Origin of the sequence: Flavobacterium silvaticum (assembly GCF_012911565.1) — a bacterium.
Lineage (GTDB): Bacteria > Bacteroidota > Bacteroidia > Flavobacteriales > Flavobacteriaceae > Flavobacterium > Flavobacterium silvaticum.
In genome coordinates this window covers 121,553-138,419 of sequence record NZ_JAAMPU010000096.1, presented here as the reverse complement: position 1 = coordinate 138,419, position 16,867 = coordinate 121,553, and the positions used below count along the sequence as shown (strand labels likewise).

At 45.0% G+C, this 16,867-nt stretch carries 14 protein-coding genes; 8 read left to right on the top strand and 6 right to left on the bottom strand.

The features are described 5' to 3' along the window. Positions 1-764 (top strand): T9SS type A sorting domain-containing protein (locus tag G6047_RS02395; protein ID WP_169525870.1); only part of this gene is annotated, 764 nt, incomplete at its 5' end. 616 nt (positions 765-1,380) lie between these two features. Here G6047_RS02395 and G6047_RS02390 read toward each other — a convergent pair. The 4 genes from G6047_RS02390 to G6047_RS02375 form a co-directional block, all read right to left on the bottom strand. Beyond that, entirely contained in the window at positions 1,381-2,334 is a 954-nt protein-coding gene (locus G6047_RS02390; RefSeq protein WP_169525869.1) for a D-2-hydroxyacid dehydrogenase, read from the bottom strand. Positions 2,335-2,485: 151 nt separating this feature from the next. Beyond that, a complete protein-coding gene (gene serC, locus G6047_RS02385; protein ID WP_169525868.1) occupies positions 2,486-3,556 on the bottom strand; it encodes a 3-phosphoserine/phosphohydroxythreonine transaminase in 1,071 nt (356 codons plus the stop codon). Between the two features lie 95 nt (positions 3,557-3,651). Further along, entirely contained in the window at positions 3,652-5,061 is a 1,410-nt protein-coding gene (locus G6047_RS02380) for a T9SS type A sorting domain-containing protein (RefSeq protein WP_169525867.1), read from the bottom strand. A gap of 12 nt (positions 5,062-5,073) precedes the next feature. Then, the gene (locus tag G6047_RS02375; protein ID WP_169525866.1) at positions 5,074-6,135 is read right to left on the bottom strand and encodes an acyl-CoA reductase; all 1,062 of its coding nucleotides are present in this window, start codon (positions 6,133-6,135) and stop codon (positions 5,074-5,076) included. A gap of 185 nt (positions 6,136-6,320) precedes the next feature. Here G6047_RS02375 and G6047_RS02370 point away from each other — a divergent pair, with 185 nt between their 5' ends. Together G6047_RS02370 and G6047_RS02365 are read left to right on the top strand one after the other, a co-directional pair. Further along, positions 6,321-6,671, top strand: a complete 351-nt coding sequence (locus G6047_RS02370) for a 4Fe-4S dicluster domain-containing protein (RefSeq protein WP_169525865.1) — start codon at positions 6,321-6,323, stop codon at positions 6,669-6,671. Between the two features lie 129 nt (positions 6,672-6,800). Further along, positions 6,801-8,984: a tetratricopeptide repeat-containing sensor histidine kinase gene (locus G6047_RS02365; RefSeq protein WP_169525864.1), complete on the top strand. Its 2,184-nt coding sequence runs from the start codon at positions 6,801-6,803 to the stop codon at positions 8,982-8,984. Positions 8,985-9,033: 49 nt separating this feature from the next. On the opposite strand, the gene G6047_RS02360 is transcribed toward G6047_RS02365, so the two are convergent. After that, the gene (locus tag G6047_RS02360) at positions 9,034-9,570 is read right to left on the bottom strand and encodes a hypothetical protein (protein ID WP_169525863.1); all 537 of its coding nucleotides are present in this window, start codon (positions 9,568-9,570) and stop codon (positions 9,034-9,036) included. A 142-nt stretch (positions 9,571-9,712) separates the two neighbouring features. On the opposite strand from G6047_RS02360, the gene ychF reads away from it, so the two are divergent. The 3 genes from ychF to G6047_RS02345 all read left to right on the top strand — a co-directional run bounded on the left by ychF (position 9,713) and on the right by G6047_RS02345 (position 14,009). Then, complete coding sequence (ychF, locus tag G6047_RS02355) at positions 9,713-10,807, top strand: redox-regulated ATPase YchF (RefSeq protein ID WP_169525862.1); 1,095 nt, start codon at positions 9,713-9,715, stop codon at positions 10,805-10,807. A gap of 184 nt (positions 10,808-10,991) precedes the next feature. Further along, positions 10,992-13,448 carry a hypothetical protein gene (locus G6047_RS02350; RefSeq protein ID WP_169525861.1) on the top strand — a complete coding sequence of 819 codons (2,457 nt, stop codon included), beginning with the start codon at positions 10,992-10,994 and terminating at the stop codon, positions 13,446-13,448. Positions 13,449-13,472: 24 nt separating this feature from the next. Further along, positions 13,473-14,009: an NADPH-dependent FMN reductase gene (locus G6047_RS02345; protein WP_169525860.1), complete on the top strand. Its 537-nt coding sequence runs from the start codon at positions 13,473-13,475 to the stop codon at positions 14,007-14,009. Here the strand turns inward: G6047_RS02345 and G6047_RS02340 are convergent. Next, on the bottom strand, positions 14,006-14,857 hold the full coding sequence (locus G6047_RS02340) for a helix-turn-helix domain-containing protein (RefSeq protein ID WP_169525859.1): 852 nt from the start codon (positions 14,855-14,857) through the stop codon (positions 14,006-14,008). The genes G6047_RS02345 and G6047_RS02340 overlap by 4 nt on opposite strands. Positions 14,858-14,927: 70 nt before the next feature. Here G6047_RS02340 and G6047_RS02335 point away from each other — a divergent pair, with 70 nt between their 5' ends. Together G6047_RS02335 and G6047_RS02330 are read left to right on the top strand one after the other, a co-directional pair. Continuing rightward, positions 14,928-16,109 (top strand): MFS transporter, encoded by a 1,182-nt coding sequence (locus G6047_RS02335; RefSeq protein ID WP_169525858.1) that lies wholly within the window; start codon positions 14,928-14,930, stop codon positions 16,107-16,109. A 62-nt stretch (positions 16,110-16,171) separates the two neighbouring features. Next, entirely contained in the window at positions 16,172-16,846 is a 675-nt protein-coding gene (locus G6047_RS02330) for a TIGR02117 family protein (protein WP_169525857.1), read from the top strand. Positions 16,847-16,867 lie beyond the last annotated feature (21 nt).

The window sequence follows — 16,867 nt, the reverse complement described above, 5'->3', positions numbered from 1 at the left end:
TCCGTGTGACCAACCAGACCGACTCGTCGGTTCCGGGCCAGGTACAGGAGATCGAGCGTACGCAGAACTACTTCGCCCTGACCATGCTTCCGTACTATTTCTACGGAACGACTTACAGTGTGGAGGTGGCCATTAAGACAAACGGTGTGTTCTCGGGTTACGGCGCTCCGTGTCCGATCTCATCACCGGGGGTTCCGATGATCAACAACTGCGACCAGCACATGGCACAGCAGAACAGCTACATCTCCACGGCGAGCCTGAACAAGGCCACGGCCTACCGTTTCGAGGTATCCCTTGTGGATGGAAACGACAACCCGGTCTCCTCGCAGATCGTGGACCGTACATTGTCCTACTTCAACTTCAGCATGGTGCCGGGTTACGTGCCGGGCGGCAAGTACATGGTGCGTGTGGCCGTGAGGACCACCGGTTACCATTCACCGTTCGGTGAGGCCTGTTTCGTGTACGCTCCGGGGGTATTGCGCCAGGACGGGACACAGCAGCCGGAAGTGATTGCACAGCGTTTCGACGCCACGGTGTTCCCGAACCCGTATGCCGAGAGCTTCTCGCTCGACCTGGATTCCACTTCGGAGGAAGCCGTGCAGGTACGTGTGTATGACATGATCGGTAAACTGCTTGAGGAAAGATCCTTCGAGGCCAGCCGGATCGAACTGGCCCAGTTCGGGGAGAAATACCCGAGCGGTGTCTACAACATCGTATTGACACAGGGAAGCAACGTGAAGACGTTGCGTGTGCTCAAACGGTAATTGACAATTAATAAGTAACGATTAACAATTAGGCCCCGACTGCGTCGGGGCTTTTTTTATCTGATGAATGCCCGTCCTTCGTTTCAAAAAAACCGTCAAACCTGTGTTGGGAATTTTTGTGGTAATCCAAAGTGTGGACTTTTAAAAATCCACACTTTGGATTGCCACAAATTTAAAGGTAGTCAGCAAGGCCCTGCAGGGACGCTTTGTGAAATGTAATTGGAATCAATAAGCAGCGCAGGCACATAAAGCCAAATAAACTTTAACAAATGATACAGAAAAACTACAGCAAGAAAATTTGTGGATTTTGTAGGGAACACCATTGGCCCCTCCCCAGTGCCAAATTACTCCCTGGCGCGATAAGGCCGGTACAGAAAAACTGCCTCAAATGTTAAATAATCAGGTGAATCGTCTTAACAGGGAATAGGAATCTTTGTGACAATTCGATGTGTGGACTTTTAAAAATCCACACATCGAATTGTCACAGAAATCTGGCGTAACAAAAAATTGTTACATCCAAAATTATTACACAGCCAGATTCTTATAATTGGTTAAAGATGGAGCGAAACAAAAAAACCGGCTTAAAACCGGTTCTTAAAAGTATTTTGAATTTCAGTTATCCAAGTAAGCCGACAATCTGCTCAGCCAATTCAGTCCCGATCCTGTCCTGGGCTTCGTTGGTTGCAGCACCAATATGAGGCGTCAACGAAATTTTAGGGTGCATCAGGACTTGTATAGCCGGTGTCGGTTCGTTTTCAAAAACGTCGAGGCCGGCAAAGGATAGTTTTCCGCTGTCGAGCGCATCGATAAGTGCGACTTCGTCAATGACGCCACCACGTGAGGCATTGATAATGGCAGCTCCGTCTTTCATTAATTCAAATTCCGGCTGACCAATCACATAACCGTCTTCCTGTGCCGGAACGTGCAATGTGATAAAATCGGCAACTTTTAAGATATCCTCTATCGGCTCGGTAGCTATGTCAACATTGATGAACTGGCCGTTGTAGAAATCTACTTTTACTTCGGCATTGCCTACATATTTATCAGAAGCGATCACACGCATCCCAAGGCCGAGGCCCATTTTGGCAACCGCGCGCCCGATTCTTCCAAAACCTATGATTCCAAGGGTTTTTCCGCGAAGCTCGATTCCGTTGGCGTAATCTTTCTTCAATTTTTCAAATTTCGAATCGCCTTCGAGCGGCATGTTGCGGTTCGAATCGTAAAGAAAACGAACCCCAGAGAACAAATGCGCAAACACGAGTTCCGCAACGGATTCAGATGAAGATGCCGGCGTATTGATCACCTGCAATCCTTTGGCACGTGCGTAATCTACGTCGATGTTGTCCATCCCGACGCCACCGCGTCCAATCACTTTCAAAGACGGGCAATTGTCGATAATATCGGTCCGGACTTTAGTCGCCGACCGTACAAGAAGCACATCTACTTTATTGTTATTGATGTAAGTCACCAGTTGTTCCTGGGCCACTTTAGTCGTGATCACTTCATATCCGGCCTTTTCAAGCGCGTCTATTCCGGCTTGTGAGATGCCGTCGTTGGCTAATACTTTCAAAACTTATTGTCTATTTTTATTTTTATTGTTTATGGCGGTCAGTTCCCGCTGGCCCGCTCATATCTTTTGCTGCGAACCCCGCAACAAAAGGACCTGGATAATTGATTCGCCTTGTCCATTGGCGCTCGCATCGGGGCCGCACTGTTGTTCCTTACGCTGTGCGTTCAAATTCTTTCATTGCATCAACAAGAACCTGTACGCTTTGGATTGGCAACGCATTGTAAATCGAGGCTCTGTATCCGCCAACGCTTCTGTGTCCGGCCAAACCTGAAATTCCGGCGGCTTTCCACAAGTTGTCGAAGGCTTCGGTTTTGGATTCGTCTTCGAGAAGGAAACACACGTTCATTTTGGAACGGTCTTCTTTTACGGCTGTTCCTTTGAACAACGGATTTCTGTCGATTTCTGCGTAAAGCAATTCCGCTTTGGCATTATTTTGCTTTTCGATTGCAGAAATTCCGCCAAGGTTTTTTAACCATTGAAGCGTCAGCAAAGAAGCATATGTAGCAAAAACCGGAGGCGTGTTGTACATGCTTTCTTTTTCGATATGTTGCTGCAGGTTGAGCATATTCGGAATTGATCTTCCGGTCTTGCCAAGGATTTCTTCCTTAATTACCACAAGCGTAACGCCTGCAGGCCCCATATTTTTCTGTGCACCGGCGTAAATCATCCCAAATTTGGAAAAGTCAAGTTCACGCGAGAAAATATCGGAACTCATATCACAAACCAAAGGCATATCCACGTCCGGGAATTCGGTCATTTGCGTCCCGAAAATCGTATTGTTGGAAGTACAATGGAAATAATCGGCATCGCCAGGAATGGAATATCCTTTTGGAATATAATTGAAATTGGCATCTTTGGATGAAGCTACGACTACGGTCTCACCGAATGCTTTCGCTTCTTTTATCGCCCCCACTGCCCACGTTCCCGTTTCGAGATAAGCGGCTTTTCCGGCTTTGGTCATTAAATTATATGGAACCATAAGGAATTCAAGGCTCGCGCCTCCGTGAAGGAACAACGCCTGATAGCCTTTGCCGGTAAGTCCCAAAAGTTCCAGTGCAAGTGATCGTGCTTCATCCATCACAGCTACAAAATCCTTGCTGCGGTGGGAAATTTCGAGTAACGAAAGTCCTGAATCATTGAAATCCAATACCGCCTGAGCCGCTTTTTGCAATACTTCCTGAGGAAGGATAGATGGGCCGGCGCTGAAATTATGCTTTTTCATGTTGAAAAAATTTCCGCAAATTTCGGAAACAGCATTCGAAAAGAATAGGATTTTTATGAATAATTGCCTGTTGTTATTAACAGAAATCGATGTAGTTACGAACGGATGAAGCGTTTGGTGGCTGTTGTGCCATCTTCAAATTGTAGTTGTAAAAAGTACATTCCGCTGGAAAGGTTGGAAACATCGAAAGATTCGCCTGGGTCAGCTTTGTCCGAAAGTAAAACACCGGTAACCGAGATGACTTTAATATGCCTGATGATCCTGCCGTTTAGGTTGTGGATATTGATCGTTGCAGATGACGGATTCGGATAAAGATCAAAATCGGAAAACGACGGTGAATCAACTCCCAATGAAGCGAATTCCACATAATAACTTTTACCTACCGGATTCACAGGCGAATATTCACCCCCGGTTACTACGCCTGAGGCATCCCCGTCCAGCGTAGATCCAAAAAAGTCGTCGTTCCCATAAGTGTTCTCACTGTAAAGCGTGTGGGAGTAGGTCCAAGATTCGCCGTTTTTACTAAAGAAACGCAGTGGAAAATTTCGGGTCATTGCCAGGACATAAGTTCCGGATCCAATCAGCATTTTATCTTCGCTCACGAATAATGTCGTGTAGATCTGGTCATCATTGAAAACGGGGAAAGAATCTTCCAGTTCCCAAGACGTATCATTAGTGTAATTCCTGATTTCCAGTATAGAAAACCCGGAACCTGACTGTTGTTCAGCTTCCTCGGCATCCCTCAGGATATACATCTTTTCATTTGATATAAAAGCGTCCCAAAAGTGTAAGGCAGCGTTTCCGAAAGATTGTGAAGAGGATAAATTCCAGTTCCCGTTGCTTTTCAAAAAAGTATAAATGTGTTTGGTATCGGCAGAATCCATATAGGTGACTATCATGCAGTTCGTATCGAACTTCACATCATATCCAAAACGATCGGTTCCCGCGAACTGGAACTCTTGGGCAAAATTCCAGGACGTCCCGTCAAAAGTGTAGCGGTAGACGGCGCCTTCGTCTGAAATCCCTTTCTCTGGCGCACCAACAAAAAGTTCTCCATCGTGAAAATAAACGGTCCCGAATCCGTCACCTGAATTTCCATCGGGCGCAATCAAAGTCTGAGTAAGGGAGAATTGGTTGCCGTTTTTTAGGAACATATATACTTTTCCATTTCCGAAAGCTGTATCGGAGGTGTATTGAGGTGCGCCGACAGCCAGAAAATTTCCTTCGGATGCCACGGAATGCCCAAACCTGTTGCCAACAGAAAACTCGGGTTCATTGATTATCTGATATTCTCCGATACCGGAGCCGTCCTTTAGAAAATGATAGACTTTCGCAGTTCCGGGATTTGATAAAGTGGCATATTCTGGCGCACCGGCAAAAATATCATTACCGTTTACGGCGTAGGACCAACCGAAATGGCTATTGGGGAAACCTTGGGTCGTAAACGCAATCTGTGCCTGACCGGTTAGGGAAACCAGCCCAAGCCAAAAGAAAAATTGTTTCATATTCACTGCTTTTTACGCCAATGTAAGCAAAAAATCCATGGTATCTACATCATCCGCATAATCCCAAAGCTGAGGCTTTTGTGTCTGCCCAAACGGGATCGAATCTGCCATAAAACCATCAGAAACAATGCATTGTAGCAAATCCTTATCCTGCTCCAATCGTTGCTTCAACACATCGGCATTGGCATAAAATTCATAGAAAACACTCGAAATGGGCGATGCATAACTGTTGTCTTCCTTGATGGTCAAAAAACCGTTGTCGAGCAGTTTGAAGTTGCTCATGAGAAATACGGCTTTGTTATAATCGTAGTTATTCGCGTATTTTTCATAGTGGATGACATCACCGTAGGGAAAAATCGCTTCGAAGAATCGGGTAAAATCATAACCTTCGGGAACGAAAAGCTTGGAAACGTTGCGGCAACCGAGCCCGAAATACCTGAAAATATCTTCTCCTAAATCGTGCAATTGCGAATCGGTTTCATTTCCGGTAAGTATGGCAACGGAATTGCGGTTCTTGCGGATGATGGCCGGCTTGTCCCGGAAATAGTATTCAAAATAACGTGCGGTATTGTTGCTTCCGGTAGCGATGACGGCGTCGAAATTTTCGAGTTTTCCGTCTGTGAATGCAATCAGATTGGAAAAACGCGGTTCTATTTCGACAAGATATCTGGCAAGGAACGGAAGCAGTTTCTGGTCGTTAGATGATAATTTGACCAACGCTTTATTGCCTGACATCAGTACCGACAGGAAATCATGGAAGCCCACAAGCGGAATGTTTCCGGCCAGGATCAATCCGACCGTTTTGGGTTCGTGATCCGTGAGATGGTAAGCTGACAGCCATTTTTCAAGGTTTTCCACTGTCAAGGCATCGGCCCACGAAACAATGGCAAACCGAACCTGTTCCGGCGTAAACCAGCCGTTATGTGATTGGGAGAGATCAATCAACCGGATAAAATCGTCAAAGAACAAATCATTGGCCTGAACATCAGCATTTCTCTTATCTGAATCCAATTTGAACTGGGAAAGGAATGTACCGAGTTCCGCAAAAGCGTTGATTTTTTCTAAAGACGTCATAAATGGTTTGATAATACGGCGGTATGCGTTAATTTTGCACAAAGATACATAGAGTTCGGAAGTTCGTGGTTCAGAAGATCGGAAGAAAGTCGAAAGAACAAGGATTAGAATAATGTTTGCGAAATCTGAATTAACCTGGACAACAATTGTTCATTGTTACTCATTAATTATTAATTGAACCTACCATGGCCATAATAATCACCGACGAATGCATCAACTGCGGAGCCTGCGAGCCGGAGTGCCCGAATACCGCTATTTACGAAGGAGCCGATGACTGGCGCTACAAAGACGGGACTGCGTTGCGTGGCCGCGTGGTCTTACCTTCTGGTGAAGAAGTGGATACTGAAGAAGCACGCACGCCGATATCTGACGACATCTATTACATAGTGCCTGACAAATGCACCGAATGCAAAGGCTTTCACGAAGAGCCGCAATGTGCCGCCGTTTGTCCGGTTGATTGCTGCGTTCCGGATGACAACCACGTGGAAAGCGAGGAAACGCTGCTCAACCGACAGGCATTTTTGCACAACGAATAGTTCATACGATACAATTTCGAAACCCTGGATTTTTTGATTCAGGGTTTTATTTTTTAAAACACAAATGATAACAGAAAGTGCCGAATTCTTTTGAGTGAATTTGCGATATTAGCGGCGAACCGGACACTTGTGGAAAAAACTTTCGCCCCATTGCCTTTACTTGTCGCCTTTCTGCTGATGACAGCTTTGTCTTTTGGCCAGAAAAGCGTCATCGACAGTTTGCAGAATGAACTCAATAACCATCCGCAGGCGAACATTGCCAAAGTAGATTTGATGAACAGCATCGCCACCAAAACCTTTATGGCCGATGCTGACAAGGCACTCAGGTTGCTGAAAGAATCGGAATTGTTGGCCGGTGAACTCAATTATGCCAAGGGCAAGGCATACAGCCAGCTTTTTTCCGGAAACGCCTTGGTGAACAAAGCCGATTATACGTCGGCACTTTCCTATTTCCAGAATTCGTTCGCTATGTATCAGAAATTGGGCGACAAGGAAGGATTAGCGAATTGCCGGTTCAATTTCGGCCGATGCCATTTTTACCTCGGCGACTATGACAAAGCAACCGAAAACTATAAAGCTGCCATAGAATTATGTGAAGTTACGGGCGACCAGAAGCGACTTTCGTCTTCGCTCATCGGGCTTGGCGTCATCTATGCCAAACAGCTCAAATCTGAAGACGCGATCCGGGTTTACGACAGGGCGCTTGTGATAGATGAAAAACTCGGGAACAAGCGCGGTGTCTCTAATGGCTTGAACAATCTGGCCAACCTGCACCAGAACCGGGGCGAATATACGTTGGCGCTCGACTATTACCTGCGGTCGCTCGAAATCAAGAAACAATTGTCCGATTTGGCCGGAATCGCGGTCAACCAGCAAAACATCGGAAATACCTATAATGCGTTGGGCAAACCTGACGAAGCGTTGCAGCTGTATCTCGAAGCGCTTGAAACATTCGAAAAACTCAAGGATACGCAAGGGACTTTATCTGCACTGACCAACGCCGGCGTCATCATGATCGATAAAAAACAATCGGCAAAAGCGATGGCGTTCTTCCAGAGGGCTTTGAAAATGAGCCGCGAAATTGAAGATTCGCACAGCATTGCGTTTTGCCAGCTCAACATCGGGTCGCTCAAACTGAATGAAAAGAAATATGCCGAGGCACGCAATTACCTGGAACAATCGGTAACCATCTCAAAAAAACTCGGTGCCAAAAAAGAATTGTGCTTTGCCTACCTACATATAGGGCGTACTTATTTTGCTGAGAAGGAATATGATAAAGCCTTGGATTTTGCTACAAAAAGTGCCGCCATCGCCAACGAACTCAAACTGATTGACCAGCAACGTGACATCGCATTGCTCAAATCTGAAATCAATTATGCCACCGAACATTACAAGCTGGCTTATGAGGAAATAAAGACGCATAAAAATCTTCGTGACAGTATTCTGAGTCCGGCCAACTTAGACAAAGCGGCTCAACTGAAATATAAATACCAATTTAAGGACAGTCTGGATATGGCAAAGAATTCGGCGACAACTTTAAAGAAATCATTGACCAAAGCCGGTGATGAATTATCCAGTTCCAACCAGCAAAAGACCTGGTGGATCGTTGGATCGGCATCACTTTTAGGGCTGCTCGGCCTGTCGTTTATCGTTTTCCGGAAAAGACGCAAAAAACTCGAGGACAAGCAACAATCGACGGAACAGAAACTACTTCGGTCACAAATGAACCCACATTTCATCTTCAATTCGATAGATAATGTCCAGAGCCTGATTTTCAACAACAAAGAAGAAGATGCCATCGAATACCTGAACAAATTTTCAAAGCTGACACGGCAAATACTGGAGAGTTCCGATGAGAATTACATTTCGCTTGAAGAAGAAATAGAGATTGTGGAAAATTATCTCTCGGCCCAACAGATGCTTCACGGAAATAAATTCAATTATACTGTTGTTGTCGACGAATCGATTGAACCGGAAGTTACTTTCCTGCCACCCATGCTAACCCAGCCCTTTATTGAAAATGCAATAAAACACGGACTTAAAAACAAGCCTTCAGATGGTATAATAACGGTTAGGTTTTATCTCGAAGATTCGCATCTTTTCTTTGAGGTATCAGATAACGGAACTGGTTTTGAAACCGAAAAAGAACCATCAGCCAGAAAATCAATGGCGATGTCGATTACCAAAAAGAGACTCGAAAAATATTCAAAGGACAAAGGATTTATCATTCGCACTGACAATCTGAAAGATACAGAACACAAAATCATCGGTGCTCAGGTAAGGTTCGAAATCCCTTTCCTGCTTGATGCCTGATATAAAAAAGCGCCACTTTCGCGGCGCTTCTCCCAATTAATGTATTTCGTTAGTTTTTGGTGTATGTCTGGGTCGTGATTTTGTCCGACTTTGGATCGTAGGTATGCATCACAAGATTTCCGCTTCCGTCAAACGAAACATATGAAGTTTTTCCGTCTGAATTATATAAATATTGGTTGTTGCCGACATTTCGCAACGTAGCTACTTTTTTCATTGAAACCACATCTATAACAGAATATCCTACGTTATCCAAAACCACTTTGACCTTTTTTCCGCCAACGTCGTAAACCGCTGAACGGTCAACATCTACCAGTCTTGTAGAACCATCTGGCAATGTAACGGTTGTAGTGGCCGTAACTTCTGTAGGTGTAGGTGCCAGATCTTTGTTCAGTGCCTTTGAATCCGGATCCTGGAATTTGAGATCTTGCGACTGTTGTTCGGTTGTAGTCTTGACCAGTTTTTTCTCTCCGTCCGAATCCTTTACAGTTGTAACCGTTGTAGTAGATGCGTTCTGGACGTTTTTCTGTTGGGCCTGCACACCAAAAGCAAGCAAGGCCGCGATTATAGTCAATGAAGTCGTTTTCATGGTAGTATATATTTTGTACTGATTGGTTAACAAAGTTAAGTGTGGCTATTTCCATACGGTTACATAATATTCTGTCGCAGATTACATAATTCTTCACGAAACCGAATTATGCGCTATATTTGCACACCGAAAAAAATACCTTATGAAAGCTGGAATCGTCGGTTTGCCGAATGTAGGAAAATCAACCCTGTTCAACTGTTTGTCCAATGCCAAAGCCCAGAGCGCGAACTTTCCGTTCTGCACCATAGAACCAAATATCGGAGTCGTAAATGTGCCGGATCCGCGTCTGCAGAAACTCGAAGAACTCGTGAATCCGGAGCGTGTCCAGCCTGCGACCGTTGATATCGTAGACATTGCCGGCCTTGTAAAAGGTGCCAGTAAAGGTGAAGGTCTCGGAAACCAATTCCTGGGTAACATACGCGAATGCAATGCTATCATACACGTATTGCGTTGTTTTGATAACGATAATATTGTTCACGTCGATGGAAACGTAAACCCAATCCGCGACAAGGAAACCATCGATATCGAACTCCAGCTCAAAGATCTTGAAACGGTTGAAAAACGCCTTGAAAAAGTGAACCGCGCCGCCAAGACCGGAAATAAGGAAGCACAGACCGAAAAAGGGTTGCTTGACCGAATCCGCGAAGCCTTATTGCAGGCCAAATCAGCCCGTACCGTAACTCCTGCAAATGCTGATGAAGAAGCGTTGATGGAAGATTTCCAGCTCATTACGACAAAACCTGTCCTTTATGTTTGTAATGTAGACGAAGGTTCTGCCGTATCCGGAAATGCTTATGTGGAAAAAGTCCGCGAAATGGTCAAAGACGAAAAAGCCGAAGTCATCGTGCTTGCCGTTGGAACCGAAGCAGACATCACTGAACTCGAAAGCTACGAAGAACGCCAGATGTTCCTCGAAGACGTCGGCCTTGAAGAACCCGGAGCGTCAGTATTGATCCGTGCAGCCTATAAATTGCTCAATCAGCAAACCTACTTTACCGCCGGTGTCAAAGAAGTACGCGCCTGGACGATCAACATTGGCGATTCAGCTCCTAAAGCTGCCGGCGTGATCCATACCGATTTTGAAAAAGGTTTCATCCGCGCCGAAGTCATTGCCTATGACGATTACGTCACCTATAAAACCGAAGCCAAGGCCAAGGAAGCCGGAAAATTACGTGTGGAAGGAAAAGAATATATTGTGAAGGACGGAGATGTGATGCATTTCAGGTTCAACGTGTAGCCATATTCCCATAATCGCTTAAAACAAAATCTTATTCGCGCGGACTTTTTGTTGGCGCGTTTTTTTTATTCCGGCCAATATCAGTTATGCTAATCAATGAAATAATATTACGGACAATCATTTAAAAAGTGTTTTCATTATATTGCCTTGCATTTTCAACCAGACCAACCAATCTAACATTCAAATGAAAAAACTTCTACTATCCCTTTTCCTGGGTTTGGCTTCAATCGCTATGGCTCAGGATGGACAAAACGATCCGACCTTCAATCCTACAGACATTGGTTTTGGAAATGGTGTCAACGGAACTGCCCAGGATATGGTTTTACAACCCGACGGCAAAATTGTTTTGAGTGGATTTTCAAGTTATGACGACCATCCATGGAAAATGGTAAGATTGAATGACGATGAATCTGTAGATACTTCATTTTCATTCCCCTATTCGCAAGGATTGGTTCACTCCATGTTGCTTTTACCCGATGGAAAATTCCTTATTTCGGCAGATATTCCTGAAATAGATGATACGGCCAACAGCATAATCCTGCGTCTGAACGCTGACGGAAGCTTAGATGAAAGTTTTCCGACTACTTCTGTTTTCGGAGGGCCTATATTCAAGTTTACACCACGTCCGGACGGTAAGTTCTGGATTACCGGTTGGTTCACATCTGTCGGAACTGAGAGCCTGAAATACATCGCGTTGCTGAATGCCGATGGTACCGTAGACCCTACCGTTGTGATCAATACAAACAACCTGGTCTTTGACACGGCTATACAACCGGACGGAAAATTGATTATAGTGGGAGCATTTTCACAGGTAGCAGGCCAAGCACGCAACTGTTTTGCCCGGTTAAATGCGGATAATTCACTTGATACGGCATTCGTTCCAACGGGCCCAACCTATTCGGCGCGATCAGTGGAACTTTTGGCAAACGGAAAAATGTATGTCACGTGTACCGACTTTTTACTGCGCCGATACAATTCAAACGGAACTGTTGACAATACCTTTTTATCCCCGAACGAATATGCCTCGAATCTAATGTACTGCCCGATAGTTGTACAGCCTGATGGAAAAATACTTGTAGGCGGCGGTGGCGTGACACGTTTTAATGACGACGGTACTGTAGACGAAAACTTCCAGACAGGTATCGACCCTATGTTTGGAGCGCCAAGCGTTTACAAAATCAGGTTGCTGCCGGATGGTAAATTTTATGTTGCTGGCGGATTTTCCAATTATGAGGGTACTACCGAACATAAAGTTAGTCGTCGCAATACAGACGGAACATGGGATGCCGGCTTTGACAGGGGTAACGGGACTGGGGCTGACAACGGAATAGGCACCATCATTAATCTTGATCAAGGCAACCTCTTCATCACCGGAAGTTTCGATCATTACAATGATGTTTCGCGTCGAAGGATAGCAAAGTTGACCATTAATGGTGAATTGGATGAATCATTTGATCCAGGGACAGGTTTTGACGGAAGAATCTTTTTTACGGAGAAAACTTCTTCCGGCAAAATATTGATAAGTGGAAATTTTAGTAATTACAACGGTCAACAGGCAAATCATTTGATTTTATTAAATCCAGACGGTACAGTGGACAATTCTTTTCAATCTGGTTCCGGTTTTACAGATGCGTCTGGAGCAACGGGATCTGGTATTACTGCCGTAAGAATACTGGACAATGGCAAAATCCTTGTCTCCGGTAACTTTGATTCATACAACGGGGTTAACTGCCCGACCTTCATTTGTCTTAATGCTGACGGATCGCGTGATTACACATTCAACACCCCTTTTCTTCCGCCGAACCACTTTGCTACAAACATAATTAATTTGCCGGGCCAACAGAAGATATTGGTTACCTTGGCTTATCCGGGTATTTTCTATTATGAACATGACATCTTTTTCAAAATTGATTATAGTGGTAATGTAGATTCATCTTTCCACGCCCCATCAGACGAGTACACCATTTATTCAAATTTAATTGCGGTAGAAAATTCTGGAACAATACTTCTTATTGATCAATATCTGCCAGACCCTTCTGCTCTTTATAATCGTTTTTTACGTCTGGATCAAAATGGTAATATTTTAACTGTATTTGCAGATGAAGCACAAACCCCAAATGGATGGATACAGGTAAGCAGGATTTTTCCTCAGGTCGATGGAAAATTCTTCACCTCCGGAGAGTTTACGAGTCTTGACAATGAAGCCTTTGAAGGCCTTGTCCGCCACAATCATGATGGTTCGCCCGATACAACTTTTGACACAGGCACCCCAATCACCGGCGTAAGCTCCTTAGTCGCACAGGATGAACGGCTAATAATAGCTGGAGGATTCATTCAAGTAAACGGTATTGGACGCAACCGTATAGCACGCTTATACAGTTCCGGAATTCTCGACACATCCCAATTTGAAATCACTCAAAATGAAGTGGAAATATTCCGTAAAGGACAAGAAGTCAAAGTTGCATCACAAGAAAAACTTTTATCCCAAATTGCTATTTTTGATTACAGCGGAAGGCAAATTGCGGAATCAACTAATGTCAATTCCAATTCTCATACACTGACACTTAAAAGCCAACTGGAAATTGCGATAATTAAAGTCACCTTGAAAGATGGTTTTGTAGTCACAAAGAAGATGTTCTGAAGATATTGAAACAACCCTGACTTTATGAAAATCATCGCCTTCGCCGGATCACCATCGTCCCATTCCATCAACAAGAAACTTGTAACATATACCTGCGGGCTTTTTGAAAATACCGATGTTGAAATTCTCGATATCAATGATTTCGAAATGCCATTGTTCAGCGTTGACCGCGAAGCTTCGAGTGGTAAGCATCGGTTGGCACAGGCATTTCTTGACAAAATCGGGACGGCAGATTTGCTTGTGATTTCACTTGCTGAAAACAATGGTATCTATTCGGCGGCTTTCAAGAACCTGTTCGACTGGTGTTCGCGAATCCGCAAAGATGTATTCCAGCAAAAACCGACGTTGCTTATGGCTACTTCTCCCGGCCAGCGCGGCGGCAAAGGCGTTTTGGGTTACGCACTTGAAAATATGGGCCGATACGGGATGGACATACGCGATTCTTTTTCGCTTCCGTCTTTCCCTGATAATTTCGATATCCATGCCAATCGCATCAGCAATCCATTATTCGATGAAGAACTTCGCGAAAAGGTGAGCGCGATTCAAAAACAACTGCTTTAGTTTTTGCGTTTGCCGATTTGTTTACGGGCAAAATCGGTGGGTTTGAGCTGTTTCCTTTTCCGGAAGTAATTCGAAAGATGGCTGTTATCTGCAAACCCGAATTCATCGGCGATTTGCTGCAATGACAAATTTCCGCCAGCGATGCGTTTTTCCAATAATTTGGTGCGCAGGTTATTGACATATTCACGGTAACTCATCCCGAAATTACGTCGGAAGTAAGCCCCGAAATAGGTTTCTGCTATATGGAATTCAGATGCGATCTGCTTGACCTGGATGCGGTGCGGATCGTAGATATGCTGGTGTATATAACCAATCAGCTGATTGTTATCGCAACGCGTCGTATCTCGTTTTTCTTCGGAACCGATTGCTTCGCGGATCAACCCGAAAATCGAAAGTATCTGGTAAAAAACGATTGGCGATGTAGAAACATCTTTCCTGCAATTATACGCCACAATATTATCGACCGTATTTTTAAGGATGCCCGCACACGGTTCGTCGAGCCGCAATGCATTTTCCTTGAGCCGTTTTTCGCGCATGAATTCTTCGGGCGAATGGATCAGCATTTCGTCGGTTGCCAGATTTTTTTTGGAACTGAAATAGCTGTCGGTGAATTTGATGTAGACGAATCGCGTGCTTTCATGTATATCGAAATAATGGCGATCGTCCGGCGAAATCGCGAATAAATCGCCCGCCACATACGGAATCAGATTATCGTTGAGCCGATGGATTCCGTTGCCTTTGCGTATGTAGATCAGTTCGTAATAGGTATGGGTATGTTCGGGCAGATGGAATTTCTCGTCCTCGAATTCATCGAGTAAAAGCGTTTCGTATTGATTCAGTTTCCGCATATCGCATTTCTTCAATAATGTATTGCAAAAGTACAATTAAATCTGATGTGTACCGCTCTAACTTTGCAGCATGAAATTGAATCTTCTCCCATTGGCCCTTGGCGGCCTCACCATAGGAATCACAGAATTTGTCGTCATGGGTTTGTTGCCAGATATCGCTTCGGACCTCAACGTTTCAATCCCCCAAGCCGGACACCTTATCGCAGCTTACGCACTCGGAGTAGTCGTAGGCGCACCTTTACTGGTCATTGCCGGAAGGAATGTCCCGCCCAAAAAGATGTTGCTTTGGCTGGCGGTCATGCTGGCTGTTTTCAATGCCACTTCCATATTCGCCCCAGATTATGACCTGATGCTTGCCTCGCGTTTTCTGTCGGGATTGCCGCACGGAGCGTTCTTTGGAGTCGGTGCCGTGGTGGCAAGCCGTCTGGCCGAAAAAGGCAAGGAAGCCAGAAGCATCGCTTTTATGTTCAGCGGACTTACGTTTGCCAACGTTGTAGGTGTTCCGCTTGGGACTTTTGTAGGCCACAACCTGCATTGGCGTTATACGTTTGTAATCATTGCCATAATTGGCGTGATCACCGTTTTGAGTATGTGGCGATTCATGCCGAACCTGCAGAAACAGGATTCCGGCAACCTTGTCACCCAACTCAAATTCTTCTCCCGGATAGAAGCCTGGTTGCTGATTTTCATCACGGCAATCGGGTTCGGCGGCCTTTTTTCGTGGATCAGTTATATTGCGCCATTGCTTACGGAAGTGAGCGGTTTCGCTGCGGAACAGGTTCCATACCTGCTTGTGGTAGCCGGATTGGGAATGGTCGCCGGAAATTTTGCAGGCGGACGCATTTCAGATGCCATGGGTCCGTCACGTGCTGTAATCGCCACCTTGCTGTTGGTCGCTTCTGTGTTGACGGCAGATTATTTTTTATCTGGAAATAAGATTGTATCGATAGCACTTGTTTTCCTGACCGGATGTGCCGCTTTCAGTGTTGTCGCTCCTATAAACATGCTTGTTATCGGCACGGCCAAAGGTTCGGAAATGATTGCATCTGCCACGATTCAAGCCAGCTTTAATATTGGAAATGCCCTTGGCGCTTACCTGGGCGGATTGCCGTTACTGATGGGTTTTGGTTACGAATCACCGAATCTTGTCGGCGTCGGCATGGCACTTATAGGTGCTGTGATAGCGTTGGTATTTTTGAAGATCAATAAAGAACCTATCGTATTTTCTGGCCATGCTTCCGGAATGCACTGAGAAAGTCCTGCTTTTGAATTGATGGCAAGGTGATTGTAAGGCGGGAAAAAAATCATCGACTTATGAAGCGTTTCCTCAAGATTACCGGAATTATCATTGGTGCTGTCGTTTCAGCCATTCTCATGTACCTCATTATGGCTTTTTGCCTGTCGCGCATTCCCGTCAATACGGATGCCGTCGATTCCAAAGACATTTCCATCTACATTCTCACCAACGGCGTCCATACCGATATTGTGGTTCCCGTAAAAACCGACGACATGGACTGGAGCAAACTGGTTCCTTTCAAAAATACGGTCGCAACGGATTCCACAGCGAATTGGCTCGCGATGGGTTGGGGCGACAAAGGTTTTTACCTGGAAACGCCAACCTGGGATGACCTCAAAGCCAGCACCGCTTTCAAAGCCGCTTTCGGATTAAGCACGACAGCCATGCATTGCACCTATTACAAATCATTGTCTGAAAGCAAATCCTGCCATAAAATAGGCATCACCAAACAGCAATATCAAAAACTTACGGCTTACATCCTGGATAGTTTCCGGAAAGGCCCAGACCAACTTCCTATCTACATAAAAACCAATGCGAATTACGGGAATCATGATGCGTTCTACGAAGGTGTCGGCACATACAGCCTATTTGAAACCTGTAATACATGGGCCAACGCTTCGCTCAAATCGTGCGAGAGGAAAGCGTGTTTATGGACGGCTTTCGATACGGGAATCTTCAAATTATATGAATAATCAGTATTGAACAGGAACAAA